The organism is Pseudomonas putida (assembly GCF_016406145.1).
Lineage (GTDB): Bacteria > Pseudomonadota > Gammaproteobacteria > Pseudomonadales > Pseudomonadaceae > Aquipseudomonas > Aquipseudomonas putida_E.
Genome location: NZ_CP066306.1, coordinates 2265144 through 2283778, shown reverse-complemented (window position 1 = coordinate 2283778; position 18635 = coordinate 2265144). Strand labels below are relative to the sequence as shown.

Sequence of the window (18635 nt, the reverse complement as noted above, 5' to 3'; positions counted from 1 at the left end):
CTCGGATTCAAGCCGCGAAGTGTGGGTTTTCGATCAGCACCGCCATGCCTTGGCCGCCGCCGATGCAGGCCGCAGCGATGCCATAACGCAGGTTGCCCTGGCGCAACTGACGGGCCAGGGTGTGCACCAGGCGCAGGCCGGTGGCAGCCAAGGGGTGGCCCAGGGCGATGGCGCCGCCATGCACGTTGAGTTTTTCCACATCCAGTTGCAGCACCTGGGCCACCGCCAGCACCTGGGCGGCTTGCGCTTCGTGTATTTCAAAACGGTCGATCTGCTCCAGGCGCAGACCACTGCGTTCGAGCAGCAAGGCAATGGCCGGGGCCGGCCCGATGCCCATGGTGCTGGGGGGCACGCCCACGGCTGTGGCCATCAGCAACCGTGCCAACGGTGGCTGGGTGCAGGCGGAAAAACGCGTCACCAACGCCGCCGCCGCGCCATCGACCACCGCACAACTGTTGCCGGCAGTTTGCACGCCACCGGCGTGCACCGCACGCAGGCGGGCCAGCGCTGGGGCATCGGTAGGCCGCGGGTGGCTGTCGTGGCTGACCTGGGCCACGCCGCGTGGCAGTCCGATGCCACGTGGCAGGCAGCCTTCAGCACTGAAAGCCTCTGCCGTGACCTCAACGATTTCCTCATCGAACCAGCCCTGCTGCTGGGCCTGCAGCGCACGCTGATGGCTGCGCAACGCCCAGGCGTCCACCGCCTCTCGGCCAAGGCCATGCACGCGTGCCAGGTTTTCTGCAGTACCGATCATGTCCACCCCGGCAGCCGGGTCGTACAGCGCCTCCCAGAGAAAATCCTTGAACCCTACCGGCGCGCCAAGGCGAAAGCCGCCACGGTGTTCATACGCCGCGATCGGGTTGCGCGACATCGACTCGGCGCCCACGCACAGCACCTGCTGCACACCACTGTGCAACTGCTCCCCGGCCTGGCGCAGCAGCTCGAGGCCGGTGCCGCAGATGCGCTGCACGGCCAGTGCCGGAACAGCCTGCGGCACACCGCAGTACAGCCCCACGTGGCGCGGCAGCAGGTACGCATCGAAACTGGCCTGGGCCATGCTGCCGGCCAGCACGCTGTCCACCGCCTGCGGGGCGATACCGGCCCGCGCAAGCACCGCACGCCCGGCCTTGATGCCCAGGTCGATCGGTGAAACCGCGGCGAGCGCACCGCCAAGGTCGACCCACGGCGTGCGCACCATCTGCACGATGGCCACATCGTCGAACACGGTGCACAGCCCGGCGCTGCTCACGGGCGTACCTGCGCGGGCAGCACGGTCGGGTCTTCGCCACGGTACAGCGCCTCTACCGTGTCAGCCCGGCGCTGCAACACCGCACGCTGGTTGATCGAACCTTTGTCGGTGATTTCCCCGGCGTCGATCGACGGCGGCTCTACCAGCAGTGACAACCATTCGATCCGGCTGGCGTTGCCCTGGGCGTCACGGTTCAGCCGCTCCAGCCAAGCGGCGAACCAGCTGCGCACCGCGTCGCTGCCGAGCACTTCGGCATCGCTGGCCGCAGCCGGTAGCCCGGCCAGTTGACGGCATTCGGGCAGCCGCGGGAACACCAGGATGCCCAGGCACTCGCGGTCCGGCGCAGCCACCACGATGTCCTGCACATAGGGTGAACCTTCGAGCACCGCACGGTTACGCAGCGGCCCGACACTGACGAACACCCCGGACGACAACTTGAAGTCTTCGGCAATACGCCCATCGAACATCAGGCCCTGTTCGGGCTGCTGCGCATCGGCGAGCTTCAAGGCATCGCCCGAGCAGTAAAAGCCCTCGTCATCGAACGCCTCGGCCGTTTGCTGCGGCGAACGCCAGTAGCCGGGCATGATGTGCGGGCCGCGAAAACGTGCCTCCAGCTTGCCGTCCAGCGGCACCAGCTTCACTTCGCACCCCGGGGCAGGCAAGCCCACATAGCCTGCCAGCGACAAAGGCCCGGTGGTGAACGTGCAGGACGGCGCCGCTTCGGTCATGCCAAGGCCGGCCATCATGCGGATGCGCTCGCCACAGTGCTGTTCGGCGATGCGGTCCAGGCGGTCCCACACGCTTTGCGAAAGCCCCGCTGCGGCGAAGAAGAACAGCTTCATGCGGGCAAAGAACACCTCGCGCAACTGTGCGTCCTGCTCCAGCGCCTTGACCAGTTCTTCCCAGCCCTTGGGCACGGTCAGGTAGGCGGTTGGGGAAATCTCGCGCAGGTTGCGCAAGGTTTCGCCGAAGCCCTGCGGGGTCGGCTTGCCGGCGTCCAGGTAAAAGCTGCCGCCGTTGTACAGCACGATGCCCAGGTTGTGGCTGCCGCCAAAGGTGTGGTTCCACGGCAGCCAGTCCACCAGCACCGGCGGCTCTTCAGCGAACACCGGAAAGGTCTGCAACAGCATCTGCTGGTTGGCGCACAGCATGCGTTGGGTGGTGACGACCGCCTTGGGCAGCTTGGTGGAGCCTGAGGTGAAGAGGAACTTGGCGATAGTGTCGGGCCCGGTGGCGGCAAACGCCGCATCGGCTCGCGCAAGGTCGCCCGGCTGCAGCAGGCTGTCGAAGCTCAGGTGCCGGCGGCCCGGGGCCTGGCCGCGCACGCTCACCACCGCCACCGATGGGTCCAGCACGGCGTCGAAGGCACGCTGGAACGGCTGGGTGTCGGTGGCGAACACCAGCCCCGGCGTCAGTACCTCGCACACATGCCGCAGCTTGGCGAAGTCCTGGGACAACAGTGCGTAGGCCGGCGACACCGGGCAATACGGGATGCCGGCGTACATGGCGCCCAAGGCGACCTGCAGGTGCTCGATATCGTTGCCGGAAAAAAGCGCCAGCGGCCGCTCGGCGCTCAGGCCAAAGCCCAGCAGGTTGGCGGCGATGGTGCGTACCTGCGCGAGCATTTGTGCGTAGGTGATTGTGCGCCAGGCACCATCGGGCTGACGCGCGGCAATGAAGGTGGTGTCCGGGCGCTGTGCGGCCCAGTGCAGCAGCCGGTCAAGCAGGCGCGACGGCAGCGGCGCCAGGGGCTCGACGGCTTGCATACGTAGGATGCCGTCGGCCTCGCTGAACTGCACCTTGGGATGCCCGATGGACACCTGCCGATAGCGCGGGCTTTGGCCAGGGTCGGTTGACCCTGTGCGGGCTTGGTTATTCACGCAGGTTGCTCCTTGTTATTGTTGTACAGCCTGCCGCGGCCCGGCGGTGCGGGCGGCGGCCGATGGTGCGCGTTGCCTAGATGGGGTAATGCCTGGGGCCGTGCTGAAGGGTGACCCAGCGCAGCTGGGTGAATTGATCGATGGCGGTGCGGCTGCCGAAGCTGCCGTAGCCGCTGGCCTTGACCCCACCGAAGGGCATCTGCGCTTCGTCATGCACGGTCGGGCCGTTGATATGGCAGATACCCGACTCCACACGCTGGGCCAAGGCCAGCGCACGGCTGGTGTCGCGGCTGAAGATGGCCGACGACAGGCCGAACTCGGAGTCGTTGGCCAGCGTCAGCAAGGCTTCATCGCCCTCGGCACGCAGCACCACTGCCACCGGCCCGAAGGACTCTTCGTGGTACAGGCGCATGCTTGCGTCGACGTTGTCCAACAGGGTGGGCTGCAAAATGCTGCCGTCCAGCTGGCCGCCGCATACCAGGCGTGCGCCCTTGGCCACGGCATCGTCGATCAGCGCCTTGATGCGCTCGCCGGCCGCACCGCTGACCAGCGAACCGAGCACCGACGTGCTGGCCTGCGGGTCACCTGCGCGCAGCCCGCCGACCTTGGCCGCCAGCTTGTCGACGAAGGTGTCGGCGATGCGGTTGTCGACCACCAGGCGCTCGGTGGACATGCAGATCTGGCCCTGGTTGAAGTAGGCACCAAACGCTGCAGCTTCGACGGCGGCGTCCAGGTCGGCGTCATCGAGCACCAATAGCGGCGCCTTGCCGCCCAGTTCGAGCAAGGCAGGTTTCAGGTGCCGTGCAGCCAGCTCGCCGACGATGCGCCCCACCTGGGTGGAGCCGGTGAAATTGACGCGGCGCACCGCAGGGTTGGCGATCAGCCGCTCGACGATGGCGGGAGCATCGGCCGGGTCATTGCTGATCACATTGACCACGCCCTCGCCCAAACCTGCATCGTGGAGCACCTGGCCGATCAACCGGTGCACCGCCGGGCTGACCTCGGAGGCCTTGAGCACTACGGTGTTGCCGCAGGCCAGCGGCATGGCGATGGCTCGCGTGGCGAGGATCACCGGGGCGTTCCACGGCGCGATGCCCAGCACCACACCGCACGGGGCGCGCAGGGCCATGGCAAAGCTGCCGGGCACATCCGAGGGGATGACCTCACCGGTAATCTGCGTAGTCATGGCCGCAGCTTCGCGCAACATGTTGGCGGCCAGCTTCACGTTGAAGCCATACCAGTTGGCCATGGCCCCGGTTTCGCCGGCCGCGGCGATGAACTCGGCAGCCCGCGCCTGCAGCAGGTCGGCGCCGGCCAGCAAGCGGCTGCGCCGCTCACCGGGCGCCAGCGCGGCCCAGGCCGGGAACGCTGCGCTGGCGGCGGCCACCGCTGCATCGGCATCGGCCAGCGTGGCGGCAGCGGCTTGCGACACCACCTCACCGGTGACCGGGTTGCAGCGCTGGAAGGTTCGTCCATCGCTGGCGGGGCGCGACTGCCCGCCAATCAGCAAAGGCACCTGCAACATGCTCATCCCTCTTGTTGTGGTTATAGAGAAATATCCGCAGGCTGTGGCCAGTGGCGGCACAGCCCGCCCCGGCCCTCAGCGTTTGTAAGCCTGCAGGCCCGGCTTGATGGACTTGTCGTCGAGGAACTGCTTCATGCCCTGCTCGCGACCGCCCTCGGTGTCCAGCAGCCGGGACTGGTCGAGTTTGGCGTAGAGGTAGTCTTCGTTCTGCTCCCAGGTCAGTTCGCGGCAACGCTTGAAGCCGTTCTTGGCTGCACGCAGCACCACCGGGTTTTTCTCCAGCAGGTTCAGCGCCAGCTCGCGGGTCGCCTCGCGCAGTTGGGCCAGCGGCACGCTCTCGTTGACCAGGCCCATTTCGGCGGCCTTGGTACCGCCAAAGGTCTTGCCGGTCATGATGTAGTACAGCGACTGGCGATGGCCAACGGTATCGGCCATCGCCTTGCTGACCAGGTTGCCGGGCGGGATGCCCCAGTTGATTTCCGACAGGCCGAAAGTGGCCTCGTCAGCGCAGATCGCCAGGTCGCACGCCACCAGTGGGCTGAAACCGCCGCCGAAGCACCAGCCGTTGACCATGGCGATGGTCGGCTTGGCGTACATGCGCAGCAGCTTCCATTGCCATTGCGAGGCTTCACGGCGGATTTTTTCCTGAAGGATCTCGGGGCCGGCGTCGACCTCGCGGAAGTATTCCTTCAGGTCCATGCCTGCAGTCCACGACTCACCGGCCCCGGTCAGCACCAGCACGCCGGCGTCAGCGTCCTGCTCCAGGGTTTCCAGCACGTCGACCATTTCCCGGTTCAGGGTGGGGCTCATGGCATTGCGTTTTTCCGGGCGATTGAGGGTTACCCAGGCGATGCCCGACTCCAGTTCGACCTTCACGGTGGTCCAGCGGCCTTCGTATTTGCTCATGGTTCTGCACTCTTGTTGTTCGAGGTGGTGACACCAAGCTAATCCGGCAAATTAGTTATGTCAATTAACTATTATGAAAATTATCTTTGCCTTCCGGCCGGTTGAGAAGCTTTTTAGCCTGAGCTTCACTAGCCGGATTAAGCCAGCGCAGGCAAACTGGGTAACTTTCTTACTCATGACACAGGAGCATGCAATCCGATGGCAAGGTCTGCCCGAACCGACGACACCGCTTCCCTGCCCACGCCCCCTGGCGACACGGTCCTTGAGGACCTGCTCGGTTACGCGTTGCGCCGCGCCCAGCTGAAGCTGTTCCAGCACCTGATCGGCCGGTTGGCGGCCTACGACCTGCGCCCGGCGCAGTTTTCTGCGCTGGCGATCATCGAGCAAAACCCTGGCCTGATGCAGGCGGACCTGGCGCGTGCCCTGGCGATCGAGCCGCCGCAGGTGGTACCGCTGCTGAACAAACTGGAAGAGCGTGCGCTGGCCGTGCGTGTGCGGTGCAAGCCGGACAAGCGCTCTTACGGGATTTTCTTGAGCAAATCGGGTGAAGCGATGCTCAAGGAGCTCAAGCAGATCGCTAGCGACAGCGATCGGGAGGCTACCGGCAGCCTTGAAGAAGATGAGCGCACGGAGCTGCTGCGGCTGCTGACGAAAATTTACAAGGAATAGGGCCATTCATCCGCAAACCACTAAATGGATCCATTAGACGCACGATAATCGTAAGACCTCCAATTTTTGTTGGGATAAACCATTGACCAGTCTTTCGGATCAGGTCTTAATGGATCCATTAAATAACAACAACAATCGGAGGTCCTCCATGTACCCGAAAAACACCTGGTACGTCGCCTGCACCCCTGACGAAATCGCCGAGAAGCCCTTGGGCCGGCAGATTTGCGGGGAGAAGATCGTGTTCTACCGTGGTAACGAAAACCGCGTCGCCGCCGTGGAAGACTTTTGCCCGCACCGCGGCGCGCCCTTGTCGCTGGGCTTTGTCGAAAACGGCAACCTGGTGTGCGGCTACCACGGGCTGGTGATGGGCTGTGATGGCAAGACCGTCGCCATGCCGGGCCAACGGGTGCGGGGTTTTCCCTGCAACAAAGCCTTCGCCGTGGTCGAGCGCCATGGCTTCATCTGGGTCTGGCCCGGTGACCAGGCCCAGGCTGACCCGGCCCTGATCCCGCACCTGCCGTGGGCGGCCCGCGACGAATGGGCCTATGGCGGCGGGTTGTTCCACATCGGTTGCGATTACCGCCTGATGATCGACAACCTGATGGACCTCACCCATGAAACCTATGTGCATGCCTCCAGCATCGGCCAGAAGGAAATCGACGAGGCGCCCCCGGTCACCACGGTGAGCGGCGACGAAGTGGTCACCGCCCGGCACATGGAAAACATCATGCCCCCGCCCTTCTGGCGCATGGCCCTGCGCGGCAACGGCCTGGCCGATGATGTGCCGGTGGACCGCTGGCAGATCTGCCGCTTCACCCCGCCCAGCCATGTACTGATCGAGGTGGGCGTGGCCCATGCCGGCCACGGCGGCTACCACGCCCCGGCCGAGCACAAGGCCTCGAGCATCGTGGTCGATTTCATCACCCCCGAGAGCGACACCTCGATCTGGTACTTCTGGGGCATGGCGCGCAATTTTGCCGCCCACGATCAGGCCCTGACCGCGAGCATCCGCGAAGGCCAGGGCAAGATTTTCAGCGAAGACCTGGAAATGCTCGAACGCCAGCAGCAGAACCTGCTCGCCTACCCCGAGCGCAACCTGCTCAAGCTCAACATCGACGCCGGCGGCGTACAGGCGCGCAAGGTGCTGGAGCGGCTGATCGCCAAAGAGCAAGCGCCCAAACCGCACATGATCGCCACCCACACCACCCCCGCCTGAGGAGCCCGCGCCATGATCGATGCCGTAGTGGTATCCCGCAACGACGAAGCCCAGGGCATCTGCAGCTTCGAGCTGGCGGCCGCCGATGGCAGCCCACTGCCGCCCTTCAGCGCCGGCGCGCACATCGATGTGCACCTGCCGGACGGGCTGGTGCGCCAGTATTCCCTGTGCAACCACCCCGCAGAACGTCACCGCTACCTGATCGGCGTGCTCAACGACCCCGCCTCACGCGGCGGTTCGCGCAGCCTTCACGAGCAGGTGCAGGCAGGCCACCGCCTGCGCATCAGCGCCCCGCGCAACCTGTTCCCGCTGGCCCAGGGCGCCCGGCGCAGCCTGCTGTTCGCCGGTGGCATCGGCATCACGCCCCTGCTGTGCATGGCTGAGCAACTGGCCTGCAACGGCGACGATTTCGAACTGCACTACTGCGCACGCTCCAGCGACCGCGCAGCCTTTGTCGAGCGCCTGCGCGCCGCCCCCTTCGCTGACCGCCTGTTCGTGCATTTTGACGAGCAGCCGGAGACCGCCCTGGACATCGCCCAAGTGCTGGGCAGCCCGCAGGGCGATGTGCACCTTTACGTGTGCGGGCCTGGCGGCTTCATGCAGCACGTGCTGGACACTGCCAAGCAGCTGGGTTGGCAGCAGGCCAACCTGCACCGTGAATACTTCGCCGCAGCGCCGGTTGAAAACAGCGACGACGGCAGCTTCTCGGTGCAGGTAGGCAGCACCGGCCAAGTGTTCGAGGTGCCGGCCGACCAGAGCGTGGTGCAGGTGCTGGAACGCCATGGCATCGAGATCGCCGTCTCCTGTGAACAGGGTATTTGCGGCACCTGCCTGACGCGTGTGCTGCAGGGCACGCCAGAGCACCGCGACCTGTTCCTCACGGAGCAGGAACAGGCCCTGAATGATCAGTTCACGCCGTGCTGTTCGCGGGCGAAGACGCCCCTGCTGGTACTGGACCTGTAAAACGCCTCAGGACGAGGGCAGGATCACCTTCATGCCCTCGTCCGCCGTGGACGCGCCAAAGGTTTCGGCATAGCGCAACGTGGCATTGGCATGTTCGCGCATGATCGCCTCGGCGCGGGCACCCTGGCCGTGGGTGAGCGCATCGAACACCGCATGGTGCTGCATGTGCGCGAAGTTGAAGCGCCGGTATTCACGGGCAAGGTCGTGACGGTCCACCGCCAGCGCAGTGACCGAAGCGAACGGCAAGTGGTCGTTGCGCGCCAGCGCATCGGCGATGGCCGGGTTGTGGCTGGCCTCTACGATCACCTGGTGAAAGCGCATGTTCAGGTCGTGATAGGCGTGCAAGTCTTCTTCGGTCACATACCCCTTGTCGAACAACAGGTCGCCTTCGACCAGGCAGCGCTGCAGTGCCTCGCGCGCCGCGGGCAGCAGGCCACGCTCAGCGGCCTGGCGGGCAGCCAGGCCTTCTAGCACACCACGCACTTCCACCGCACCGGCAATGTCATCGGCGCTGACCGAACGCACCTGGAAGCCACGGCCGCCGCAACGCACCAGCAGGCCCTCCTGCTCCAGGGTACGAAACGCCATGCGTACGGGCATGCGTGAGACGCCGAAACGTTCGGCGGTAGGCACTTCCATCAGCCGCGCGCCAGCCGCCAGTTCGCCCGAAGCGATCATCTTGCGCAACGCGATCAGCACCATTTGACCGGGCTTGCTCATCCAGGGAGGTTCCAGAGACAGAAGCGCCAATCATACCGCAAGCGCGGGCGCGCTTGGCGGCCTGTGACACCTGCCCTGTTCAGGCTACGATGATACTTCGTCCTTCGGAGCCCATCAGCGCCATGCCCAGAACGAGCAAAGTCACCGACCCGTCCTACGAGTTGATGGACGATCACGAGGGCGACTCACTGATCTACCGCCAGCATGGTTTTCCCAGCCCGCTGGTACGCTGGCATTTCCACAAGGAATACGAACTGCACCTGATCGTGGCCAGCGCCGGCAAAGTGTTCATCGGCGACTACATCGGCAGCTTCGCGCCGAACACGCTTTTCCTCACAGGGCCCAACCTGCCGCACAACTGGATCAGCCAGGCCGGCCCCGGGGAGGTGTTCAGCCAGCGCGACATGCTGGTCAATTTCACGGACGAGGTTTTGCACAGCGGCAGCCGGGTATTTTCTGAGCTGCACCAGCTCAGCCCGTTGCTGGCCCGCGCGCACTACGGCATCGAGTTCCGTGACCCGGCGCTGATCGCCGAGAGCCGCAAATTGTTGCAATGCATAGCGGACAGCCGCGGCATGACCCGCCTTGGATACTTTTTTATCCTCATGGAACAGCTGGCCGGCTGCGAGGACTACCAGTTGTTGTCCACAGTCACCTCTTCGTACCTGGCTGACGAGCACAACGTCGAGCGCATAAACCGGGCGGTGGACTATATCTTCGAGCACTACGCCCAGGACTTGACCCAGAACGAAGTGGCCGAGCACCTGGGCATGACCCCCACGTACTTCTCACGCTTCTTCAAACAGGCCGCCGGGCGCGGTTTTGTCGAGTTCGTCAACCGCCTGCGGGTCAGCAAGGCCTGCGAACTGCTGGCCAAAAGCGACCTGCCGGTGACCGGAGTGTGCTTCGAATCAGGCTTCAGCAACCTGTCCAATTTCAACCGGCGCTTTCAACAGCTCAAAGGCATGACTCCCTCCGACTATCGCAGCCTGGTTATCCAGCGGCTGACCGAGCAGAACCATCACTGAGCGCAACAACTGCAAAAAAGTATCAGCCAGCGTGCAGCCCAAGCTTTGTCGGCAGCGCCACGCGGGGGTGTAATCAGCGCCAGCGACACAAAAATAATAATGTCTTCCGTGCCGTCAGCCGGCCCGGTAAGGGAGTTCATAGATGAACGACGCGATCAAGGCCTGCCTGGCCGCTGCCTGCCTCAGCCTGCCGCTATTGGCCCAGGGCGCAGAGACATTGACCATCGCCACGGTCAACAACAACGACATGATCCGCATGCAGCGCCTGGCCAAGGTGTTCGAAGAGCAACACCCGGACATCAGGCTCAAGTGGGTCGTGCTTGAAGAAAACGTGCTGCGCCAGCGCCTGACTACCGACATCGCCACCCAGGGCGGGCAGTTCGACGTACTGACCATCGGCATGTACGAAGCCGCGCTGTGGGGCGCCAAAGGCTGGCTGGAGCCGATGACGGACCTGCCGGCCGATTACAACCTCGACGACGTGTTCCCGTCTGTGCGCAATGGCTTGTCGGCCAACGGCACGCTGTACGCCTTGCCCTTCTATGCCGAAGCCTCCATCACCTACTACCGCAAGGACCTGTTCCAGAACGCAGGGCTGAACATGCCCGAGCAACCGACCTGGACCCAGCTGGGTGAATATGCCGCCAAACTTCACCACCCCGACCAGGGCCAGTACGGCATCTGCCTGCGCGGCAAGGCCGGCTGGGGCGAGAACATGGCGCTGATCGGCACCGTGGCCAATGCCTTTGGCGCACGCTGGTTCAACGAACAGTGGCAGCCGGAATTCACCGGCAGCGCGTGGAAGAACGCGCTGAACTTCTACGTCGACACCTTGAAGCAGTACGGCCCGCCAGGCGCGTCGAGCAACGGCTTCAACGAAAACCTGGCACTGTTCAACAGCGGCAAGTGCGCGATGTGGGTCGATGCCAGCGTTGCCGGCTCGTTCGTCACCGACAAGACCCAGAGCAAGGTCGCCGACCAGGTCGGCTTCACATTTGCGCCAAAAGAGGTCACCGACAAGGGCGCCTCGTGGCTGTATTCCTGGGCGCTGGCCATCCCCAGCAGCTCCAAGGCCAAGGACGCGGCAAAGGCCTTCAGCACCTGGGCCACGTCCGAAGCCTACGCCAAGCTGGTGGCCGACAAGGAAGGCGTGGCCAACGTGCCACCCGGCACCCGCGCCTCTACCTACAGCGACGCCTACCTGGCCGCAGCGCCGTTCGCCAAGGTGACGCTGGAGTCGCTCAAGCGCGTTGACCCCAACCACCCCACGCTCAAGCCCGTGCCGTACGTGGGTATTCAGTTGGTGACCATCCCCGAGTTCCAGGCCATTGGTACGCAGGTCGGCAAGCTGTTCTCCGCCGCCCTGACCGGGCAGATGAAGGTCGACCAGGTACTTGCCGCCGCCCAGCAATCCACCGAACGCGAGATGAAGCGCGCCGGTTATCCCAAGTAGCCCACCCGTGGCCTGAGCCGCGCCAACGCCTGGCGCGGTGACGGCTGCCGTCCGCCCTTTTCGCTGCACACGGAGTCGCCATGGACACTTCGGCCCTCGATACCCCGACCCTCGCCACTGCACGCCCCGGCAAACGCCGCGTCGGGCCGGGCTGGTTCCTGGTCAGCCCTTCGGTGGCGCTGCTGCTGTTGTGGATGGTCGTACCTTTGGGCATGACCCTGTATTTTTCGCTTATCCGCTACAACCTGCTGTACCCGGGCGAAAATGCATACGTAGGCCTGGAGAACTTCGCGTACTTCGTCACCGACCCAGGCTTCATGCCCGGCGCCCTGAACACCTTGACCCTGGTCGGCAGCGTGCTGGCGATCAGCGTGGTGTTCGGCGTGCTCATCGCGGCGCTGCTGGAGGCCGGCGAGTTCTGGGGGCGCGGCGTGGTACGGGTGCTGCTGATTTCACCGTTCTTCATCATGCCCACGGTCAGCGCGCTGCTGTGGAAGAACCTGATATTGCACCCGGTGTCGGGCATCCTCGCCGCCGTGTGGCGGCTGTTCGGCGCGCAGCCGGTGGACTGGCTGGCGCACTACCCGCTGCTGTCGATCATCCTGATCGTCTCCTGGCAGTGGCTGCCGTTCGCCATCCTGATCCTGATGACCGCCATGCAGTCGCAGGACCTGGAACAGAAAGAAGCCGCGCGCCTGGATGGCGCCGGGCCGCTGGCGATCTTCTGGCACCTGACCCTGCCGCACCTGGCCCGCCCGATTGCCGTGGTGGTGATGATCGAGACCATCTTCCTGCTGTCGGTGTTCGCCGAAATATTCACCACCACCAGCGGCGGCCCGGGCTATGAATCCACCAACCTCGCCTACCTGATCTACAACCAGGCGCTGCTGCAGTTCGACGTCGGCATGGCCTCGGCCGGCGGCCTGATCGCCGTGCTGATAGCCAACATCGCCGCCATCGTGCTGATACGGATGATCGGCAAGAACCTGACCGAGCGCCGCTGAGGAGCCCGCCATGCTGCCACTCAAGCAAACCCGCCGCCTGCGCGACGCATTGATCGGCCTGCTGTGCTGGGGCATCGCCCTGGTGATCTTCTTCCCGATCTTCTGGATGCTGCTGACCAGCTTCAAGACCGAGCTCGACGCCTTCGCTACACCACCGCAGTTCATCTTCGCGCCAACACTGGAGAACTACCTGCACATCAACGAGCGCAGCGACTACTTCGCCTACGCCTGGAATTCGGTGCTGATCGCCTTCTCGGCAACCGCGCTGTGCATGCTTGTCGCAGTGCCGGCGGCCTACTCCATGGCCTTTTTCGAAACCCGCCACACCAAGCGCACGCTGCTGTGGATGCTGTCGACCAAGATGCTGCCGCCGGTGGGCGTGCTGATGCCGATCTACCTGCTGGCCAAACAGTTCGGCCTGCTCGACTCGCGCCTGGCGCTGATCATCGTCTACACCCTGATCAACCTGCCGATCGTGGTGTGGATGGTGTACACCTACTTCAAGGACATCCCGGTGGACATCCTGGAAGCCGCGCGCCTGGACGGTGCCGGGACCTGGCAGGAAATCGTCCGCGTGTTGCTGCCGATCGCTCGCGGCGGGCTTGCCTCGACCGTGCTGCTGTCGTTGATCCTGTGCTGGAACGAGGCGTTCTGGTCGCTCAACCTGACCTCCTCGGCTGCCGCCCCACTAACCGCGCTGGTGGCCTCCTACTCAAGCCCGGAGGGGCTGTTCTGGGCCAAGCTCTCGGCCGTCTCGACCCTGGCCTGCGCACCCATCCTGATTTTCGGCTGGATCAGCCAGAAGCAGCTGGTGCGCGGCCTTTCGTTCGGCGCCGTGAAATGAACCGGCTCCCACACGACACCTGTTCAATCCCCCTATTGCGGGCCGCCGCAGAGGACATTCGCCATGGCTGACCTGAAGATCCGCAACCTGCACAAAGGCTTCGATGGCCACGCCATCATCAAGGGCATCGACCTGGAGGTGCGCGACCGTGAGTTCGTGGTGTTCGTCGGCCCGTCCGGGTGTGGCAAGTCGACACTGCTGCGGCTGATCGCCGGCCTTGAGGAAGTCAGCGGCGGCCACATCACCCTGGACGGCGTCGACATCACTGACACCGCCCCGGCCAAACGCGACCTGGCCATGGTGTTCCAGACCTACGCGCTTTACCCACACATGACCGTACGCAAGAACCTGTCGTTCGCCCTGGACCTGGCCGGCGTGGACAAGCGTGAGGTGCAGGCCAAGGTCGACAACGCCGCGCGCATCCTCGAACTGCAACCGCTGCTCGAACGCAAGCCGCGCCAACTGTCGGGTGGCCAGCGTCAGCGGGTGGCGATCGGCCGGGCGATCGTGCGCAACCCAAAGATTTTCCTGTTCGACGAGCCGCTGTCGAACCTTGACGCCGCCCTGCGCGTGCAGATGCGCCTGGAGCTCGCGCGCCTGCACCAGGAGCTGGCCGCGACCATGATCTACGTGACCCACGACCAGGTCGAGGCGATGACCCTGGCCGACAAGGTGGTGGTGCTCAACGGCGGGCGCATCGAGCAGGTCGGCTCGCCGCTGGAGCTGTACCACCACCCGGCCAACCTGTTCGTCGCAGGCTTTCTCGGCACCCCGAAAATGGGCTTTTTGCGCGGCCACGTGAGCCACAGCCAGGGCACATCGTGCGAGGTCACCCTTGAATGCGGCGCCCGTGTCAGCTTGGCGCTGTGCGCGGACGGTCTGCCCGCTGGCAGCCCCGTGACACTGGGCATCCGCCCGGAGCACCTGAACATCGCCAGCGCCGGGCAAGGCACACCCGGCTTGCTGCAGGTGACTGCCGACGTCAGTGAGCGCCTGGGCAGCGACAGCTACTGCCATGTACGTGCCGGCTCCGGGGAAATGCTCACCGTACGGGTGCGCGGCGACTTTGCGCCGGCCTTCGGCGAGCCCCTGGAACTGACGTTCGACCCAGGCCACTGCCACCTGTTCGACAGCAACGGCCAGGCCTTGGACAAACGCCTGCAGCAAGCGGCCTGAGGACACACACGATGAAACTCGACCCGCACCACCTCGACCTGCTGGCGCCCACGGTCGCCCGCCCTTCCTACACGCCCTCGCAGCTGCGCCAGGGCATCGTGCACATTGGTGTAGGTGGGTTTCACCGTGCCCATCAGGCGGCCTACACCGACGCCCTGATGAACCGCGGCGAAGGCCTGGACTGGGCCATCTGCGGCGCCGGCCTGCGCAGCGAAGACCGCGCCATGCGCGACGCCCTGGCGGCGCAGGGCTACCTGTACACCCTGTTCGTGCTGGACGACCAACCCGACACCGAAGTGCGGGTGATCGGTGCCCTCAATGACATGCTCCTGGCCGATGACGACGCCCAAGCGCTGCTGGCCAAACTGGCCGAGCCCGGCGTACGTATCGTCTCGCTGACCATCACCGAAGGCGGCTACTGCATCGACGACAGCACCGGCGAGTTTCGCGCTGACCTGGCGCAGGTCCGGCACGATCTGGCCAACCCGCAGGCCCCGCAAGGCGTGTTCGGCTTTCTCTGCGAAGCGCTGCGGCGGCGCCGCGAAGCCGGCGTGGGGCCGTTCACGGTGATGTCCTGCGACAACCTGCCGCACAATGGTGCGGTCGCGCGCAAGGCCCTGCTGGCCTTCGCCCAGTTGCTTGACCCGCACCTGGCCCGCTGGATAGGTGAGAACGTGAGCTTCCCCAACGCTATGGTCGACCGCATCACGCCAATGACCAGCAGCGACCACCGCCAACAACTGTTCGAGCGCCACGGCGTCGAGGATGCCTGGCCAGTGGTGTGCGAGCCGTTCCTGCAGTGGGTGGTGGAAGACAAATTCGTAGCCGGGCGCCCAGCGTGGGAAAAGGTCGGTGTGCAGTTCACCGACGACGTCACGCCCTATGAAGAAATGAAAATCAAGCTGCTCAACGGCAGCCACCTGGCACTGACCTACCTGGGCTTCCTGCAGGGCTACCGCCTGGTCCACGAGACCCTTGCCGACCCACTGCTGCGCCGCTACATGCGCACGTTCATGGACCTGGACGTGACGCCGCAGCTTGCCCCGGCGCCCGGCATCGACCTGGAACGCTACAAGGACAGCCTCACCGAGCGCTTCGCCAACCGCGCCATCGCCGACCAGCTGGAGCGGGTGTGCTCGGACGGCTCATCGAAATTTCCCAAGTACATCGTCCCCACCGCCAACCAGCTGATTGCCGAGGGCCAACCGCTGGACCGCGTGGCCCTGGTGGTAGCGGCCTGGGCCCTGTACCTGGGCGGGGTAGACGAACAGGGCAGCGCCTATGCCATCCCCGACCCACGCGCGGCCCAGTGCCAGGCACGGGTGGTGCAGCGTGATGGGCTTGCTGCCCGGGTGCTGGGCGACGAGACGATATTTGGCACGGTCATCCCCGCCTCCGGCGCCTTCGTCAGCGCTTTCGAGCGCCTGTATGACAGCCTGTGTGAGGTTGGCGTGAGCGAAACGCTGCGCCGAGTGCTTGGCGACTGACCCGGAGCACACGCAATGGAAGGACTGTTTCTCGGCATTGATTGCGGCACCCAGGGCACCAAGGCGCTGGTGCTGGACGCTGGCAGTGGCCGGGTGCTGGGCCTTGGTAGTGCCGCGCACGCGCCTGCACGGGGCCGCGACGGGCGCCGCGAGCAAGACCCGGCCGACTGGCTCGCCGCCCTGCACACGGCAGTCGCTGGCGCGCTGCATGGGGCCGGCGTCAATGGCCAGGCCATCCGTGCGCTGGCGGTATCCGGCCAGCAGCATGGCCTGGTGATGCTGGACGCCCAAGGCCAGGTACTGCGCCCGGCCAAGCTCTGGTGCGACACCGAAACCACGGCAGAAAACCAGAAGCTGCTGAACGTGCTCGGCGGCCCGCAGGGCTCGATCGAACGCCTGGGGCTGGTGATTGCGCCGGGCTATACCGTGTCCAAACTGCTGTGGAGCAAACGCAGCTTCCCCGACCTGTTCGCCCGCCTGGCCCATGTGCTGCTGCCCCACGATTACCTCAATTACTGGCTGACAGGCCGCGCCTGCAGCGAGCCGGGCGATGCGTCTGGCACCGGTTACTACAACGTGCACCACAACACCTGGGCAACCGATGTGCTGCAACACATCGAACCGGGCGAGCGCCTGCTGGCGGCACTGCCCGAGCTGCTCGCACCCGGCGACTGCGTCGGTCCGCTGCGCGAGCAGGCCGCCGCAGGCCTGGGGCTGAACCCTCACGCCTGGGTGGCCACCGGCGGCGGCGACAACATGCTCAGCGCCATCGGTACCGGCAATATCAGCCCTGGCATGATTACCCTCAGCCTGGGCACCTCGGGTACCCTGGCAGCTTACGCCGACCATGCCCAGTTCAACCCCAAGGGCGAGGTGGCGAACTTCTGCGCCTCCAGCGGTGGCTGGTTGCCCTTGGTCTGCACGATGAACCTGACCAACGCCTGCGCGCTGGTACGTGACCTGCTTGAGCTGGACCTCACCCGCTTCACAGCCCTCGCCGCCCAAGCCCCGGTCGGTGCCGAAGGCCTGTTGATGCTGCCATTCTTCGATGGCGAACGGGTACCCGCGCTGCCTACTGCCAGCGCCAGCCTGCATGGTATGACCAGCGCCAACCTGACACGCGCCAACCTGTGCCGGGCCGTGCTCGAAGGCACTTGCTTCAGCCTGCGCTATGGCCTGGACCTGCTGCACGCCAGCGGCCTGCAGGGCAGCGAAATCCGCCTGGTGGGCGGGGCGGCAAAAAGCGAGCTGTGGCGCCAGGTACTGGCCAATCTGCTCGGCCTGCCAGTGGTGTGCCCGCGCCAGACCGAAGCCGCCGCGCTGGGGGCGGCAATTCAGGCTGCCTGGAGCCTTGGCCGCCAACTGGGCCACGGCGACAGCCTCCAGGCCCTGTGCGAGCGCTGCGTCGAGCTGGACGAAAGCACCCGCACCCTGCCACGTCTGGCGCAGCAGGCCGCCTATGGTGTGGCCTACAGACGCTACCTGGATCACCTGCCTGCGCACTGATCGCGGTACTGTCCTTACGCTTTTCTGTTTGGGAGAACTTCATGTATTTGGTATGTGGCGAGGCATTGTTCGATGTGTTCAGCCTGGAAAACAGCCCGCGCAGCGCAGAGCTGGGCTTTACCGCGATTGCCGGCGGTTCGCCGTTCAACGTCGCCGTCGGCCTGCGCAGGCTGGGCGTTGCCGCAGGGTTGTTCGGCGGACTGTCCAGCGACCACCTTGGCGCACGCCTGCGCCGGGTACTGGAGGAAGAAGGCGTGAATTGCCAGCACCTGGTGACCAGCGATGCACCCACCACCCTGGCCATGGTCGGCCTGGATGCCAACGGCTCGGCGCAGTACCAGTTCCGCGGCGAAGGCTGCGCCGACCGGCAGGTGCGGCTGGAGCATCTGCCGGTACTGGATGAGCGCGTGCGCGGGCTGCACGTGGGATCGTACACACTGGTGGTGACACCCGTGGCCGACACGTTGCTGGCACTGGTGGAACGCGAACGCGACCAGCGGCTGATCAGCCTGGACCCGAACGTACGCCTGAATCCGCAGCCTGATGTGGCGCTGTGGCGCAGGCGCGTTGAAGCGTTTGCTGCGCATGCACATTTGATCAAGGCCAGCGAGGAAGACCTGCAGGTGCTGTACCCGGGGCGCGACGCTGGCGAGGTAGCCCGTGGCTGGTTGAACGAGCGCTGCCGGCTGGTGTTCGTGACCCACGGGGCCGAGGGTGCCAGCGTGCATTGTGCGCACGGGTCCTGGCACCGGCCGGCGGACAGCTCACTGCCGGTTCGCGACACCGTGGGGGCCGGGGATACGTTCCAGGCGGCCGTGCTGGCCTGCCTGGCTCGGCTGGGTGCGGACAGCCCGATGGGTGTGGCGATGCTGGCGCGCGAGACGGTCGATGCGATGCTGGCCTACGCCATTGGGGCGGCGGCGGTGACCTGTTCCAGGGCCGGGCCGGACCTGCCTTTTGCAGGCGAGCTTTCGTGCATGCCACAGGCCAGCGGTACATCGGGCTGATT

16 protein-coding genes are annotated in these 18635 nt (G+C 65.3%); 11 read left to right on the top strand and 5 right to left on the bottom strand.

Annotated elements, in window-relative coordinates; translation table 11 throughout:
• Positions 1-7: 7 nt before the first annotated feature.
• The 4 genes from JET17_RS10460 to JET17_RS10445 all read right to left on the bottom strand — a co-directional run bounded on the left by JET17_RS10460 (position 8) and on the right by JET17_RS10445 (position 5560).
• Positions 8-1249 carry a thiolase family protein gene (locus JET17_RS10460; RefSeq protein WP_012313939.1) on the bottom strand — a complete coding sequence of 414 codons (1242 nt, stop codon included), beginning with the start codon at positions 1247-1249 and terminating at the stop codon, positions 8-10.
• Entirely contained in the window at positions 1246-3129 is a 1884-nt protein-coding gene (locus tag JET17_RS10455) for a feruloyl-CoA synthase (RefSeq protein ID WP_012313938.1), read from the bottom strand. Before JET17_RS10455 ends, JET17_RS10460 begins: the two co-directional genes overlap by 4 nt.
• Positions 3130-3205: 76 nt before the next feature.
• Entirely contained in the window at positions 3206-4654 is a 1449-nt protein-coding gene (locus tag JET17_RS10450; protein WP_012313937.1) for an aldehyde dehydrogenase, read from the bottom strand.
• Between the two features lie 75 nt (positions 4655-4729).
• Positions 4730-5560, bottom strand: coding sequence for a p-hydroxycinnamoyl CoA hydratase/lyase (locus JET17_RS10445; protein WP_012313936.1), 831 nt, complete (start codon positions 5558-5560; stop codon positions 4730-4732).
• 198 nt (positions 5561-5758) lie between these two features.
• Between JET17_RS10445 and JET17_RS10440 the strand changes: the two genes are divergently transcribed.
• From JET17_RS10440 to JET17_RS10430, 3 genes are all read left to right on the top strand, one after another.
• On the top strand, positions 5759-6229 hold the full coding sequence (locus JET17_RS10440) for a MarR family winged helix-turn-helix transcriptional regulator (protein WP_012313935.1): 471 nt from the start codon (positions 5759-5761) through the stop codon (positions 6227-6229).
• Positions 6230-6377: 148 nt separating this feature from the next.
• Positions 6378-7445 carry an aromatic ring-hydroxylating oxygenase subunit alpha gene (locus tag JET17_RS10435; protein WP_012313934.1) on the top strand — a complete coding sequence of 356 codons (1068 nt, stop codon included), beginning with the start codon at positions 6378-6380 and terminating at the stop codon, positions 7443-7445.
• Positions 7446-7457: 12 nt separating this feature from the next.
• A complete protein-coding gene (locus JET17_RS10430; protein ID WP_012313933.1) occupies positions 7458-8408 on the top strand; it encodes a PDR/VanB family oxidoreductase in 951 nt (316 codons plus the stop codon).
• 6 nt (positions 8409-8414) lie between these two features.
• Here JET17_RS10430 and JET17_RS10425 read toward each other — a convergent pair whose 3' ends face one another.
• A complete protein-coding gene (locus JET17_RS10425; RefSeq protein WP_012313932.1) occupies positions 8415-9128 on the bottom strand; it encodes a GntR family transcriptional regulator in 714 nt (237 codons plus the stop codon).
• Between the two features lie 122 nt (positions 9129-9250).
• On the opposite strand from JET17_RS10425, the gene JET17_RS10420 reads away from it, so the two are divergent.
• The 8 genes from JET17_RS10420 to JET17_RS10385 all read left to right on the top strand — a co-directional run bounded on the left by JET17_RS10420 (position 9251) and on the right by JET17_RS10385 (position 18633).
• Positions 9251-10156: an AraC family transcriptional regulator gene (locus JET17_RS10420; RefSeq protein WP_012313931.1), complete on the top strand. Its 906-nt coding sequence runs from the start codon at positions 9251-9253 to the stop codon at positions 10154-10156.
• Positions 10157-10298: 142 nt separating this feature from the next.
• Positions 10299-11609, top strand: coding sequence for an ABC transporter substrate-binding protein (locus JET17_RS10415; protein ID WP_012313930.1), 1311 nt, complete (start codon positions 10299-10301; stop codon positions 11607-11609).
• Between the two features lie 80 nt (positions 11610-11689).
• Positions 11690-12613 (top strand): carbohydrate ABC transporter permease, encoded by a 924-nt coding sequence (locus JET17_RS10410; RefSeq protein WP_012313929.1) that lies wholly within the window; start codon positions 11690-11692, stop codon positions 12611-12613.
• A gap of 10 nt (positions 12614-12623) precedes the next feature.
• Complete coding sequence (locus JET17_RS10405; RefSeq protein WP_012313928.1) at positions 12624-13457, top strand: carbohydrate ABC transporter permease; 834 nt, start codon at positions 12624-12626, stop codon at positions 13455-13457.
• 63 nt (positions 13458-13520) lie between these two features.
• Positions 13521-14633: an ABC transporter ATP-binding protein gene (locus tag JET17_RS10400; RefSeq protein WP_012313927.1), complete on the top strand. Its 1113-nt coding sequence runs from the start codon at positions 13521-13523 to the stop codon at positions 14631-14633.
• 11 nt (positions 14634-14644) lie between these two features.
• On the top strand, positions 14645-16120 hold the full coding sequence (locus tag JET17_RS10395; RefSeq protein WP_012313926.1) for a mannitol dehydrogenase family protein: 1476 nt from the start codon (positions 14645-14647) through the stop codon (positions 16118-16120).
• Positions 16121-16135: 15 nt separating this feature from the next.
• Positions 16136-17626, top strand: coding sequence for a xylulokinase (gene xylB, locus JET17_RS10390; RefSeq protein WP_012313925.1), 1491 nt, complete (start codon positions 16136-16138; stop codon positions 17624-17626).
• A 41-nt stretch (positions 17627-17667) separates the two neighbouring features.
• Entirely contained in the window at positions 17668-18633 is a 966-nt protein-coding gene (locus JET17_RS10385) for a carbohydrate kinase family protein (protein WP_012313924.1), read from the top strand.
• The last annotated feature ends 2 nt before the right edge of the window (positions 18634-18635 follow it).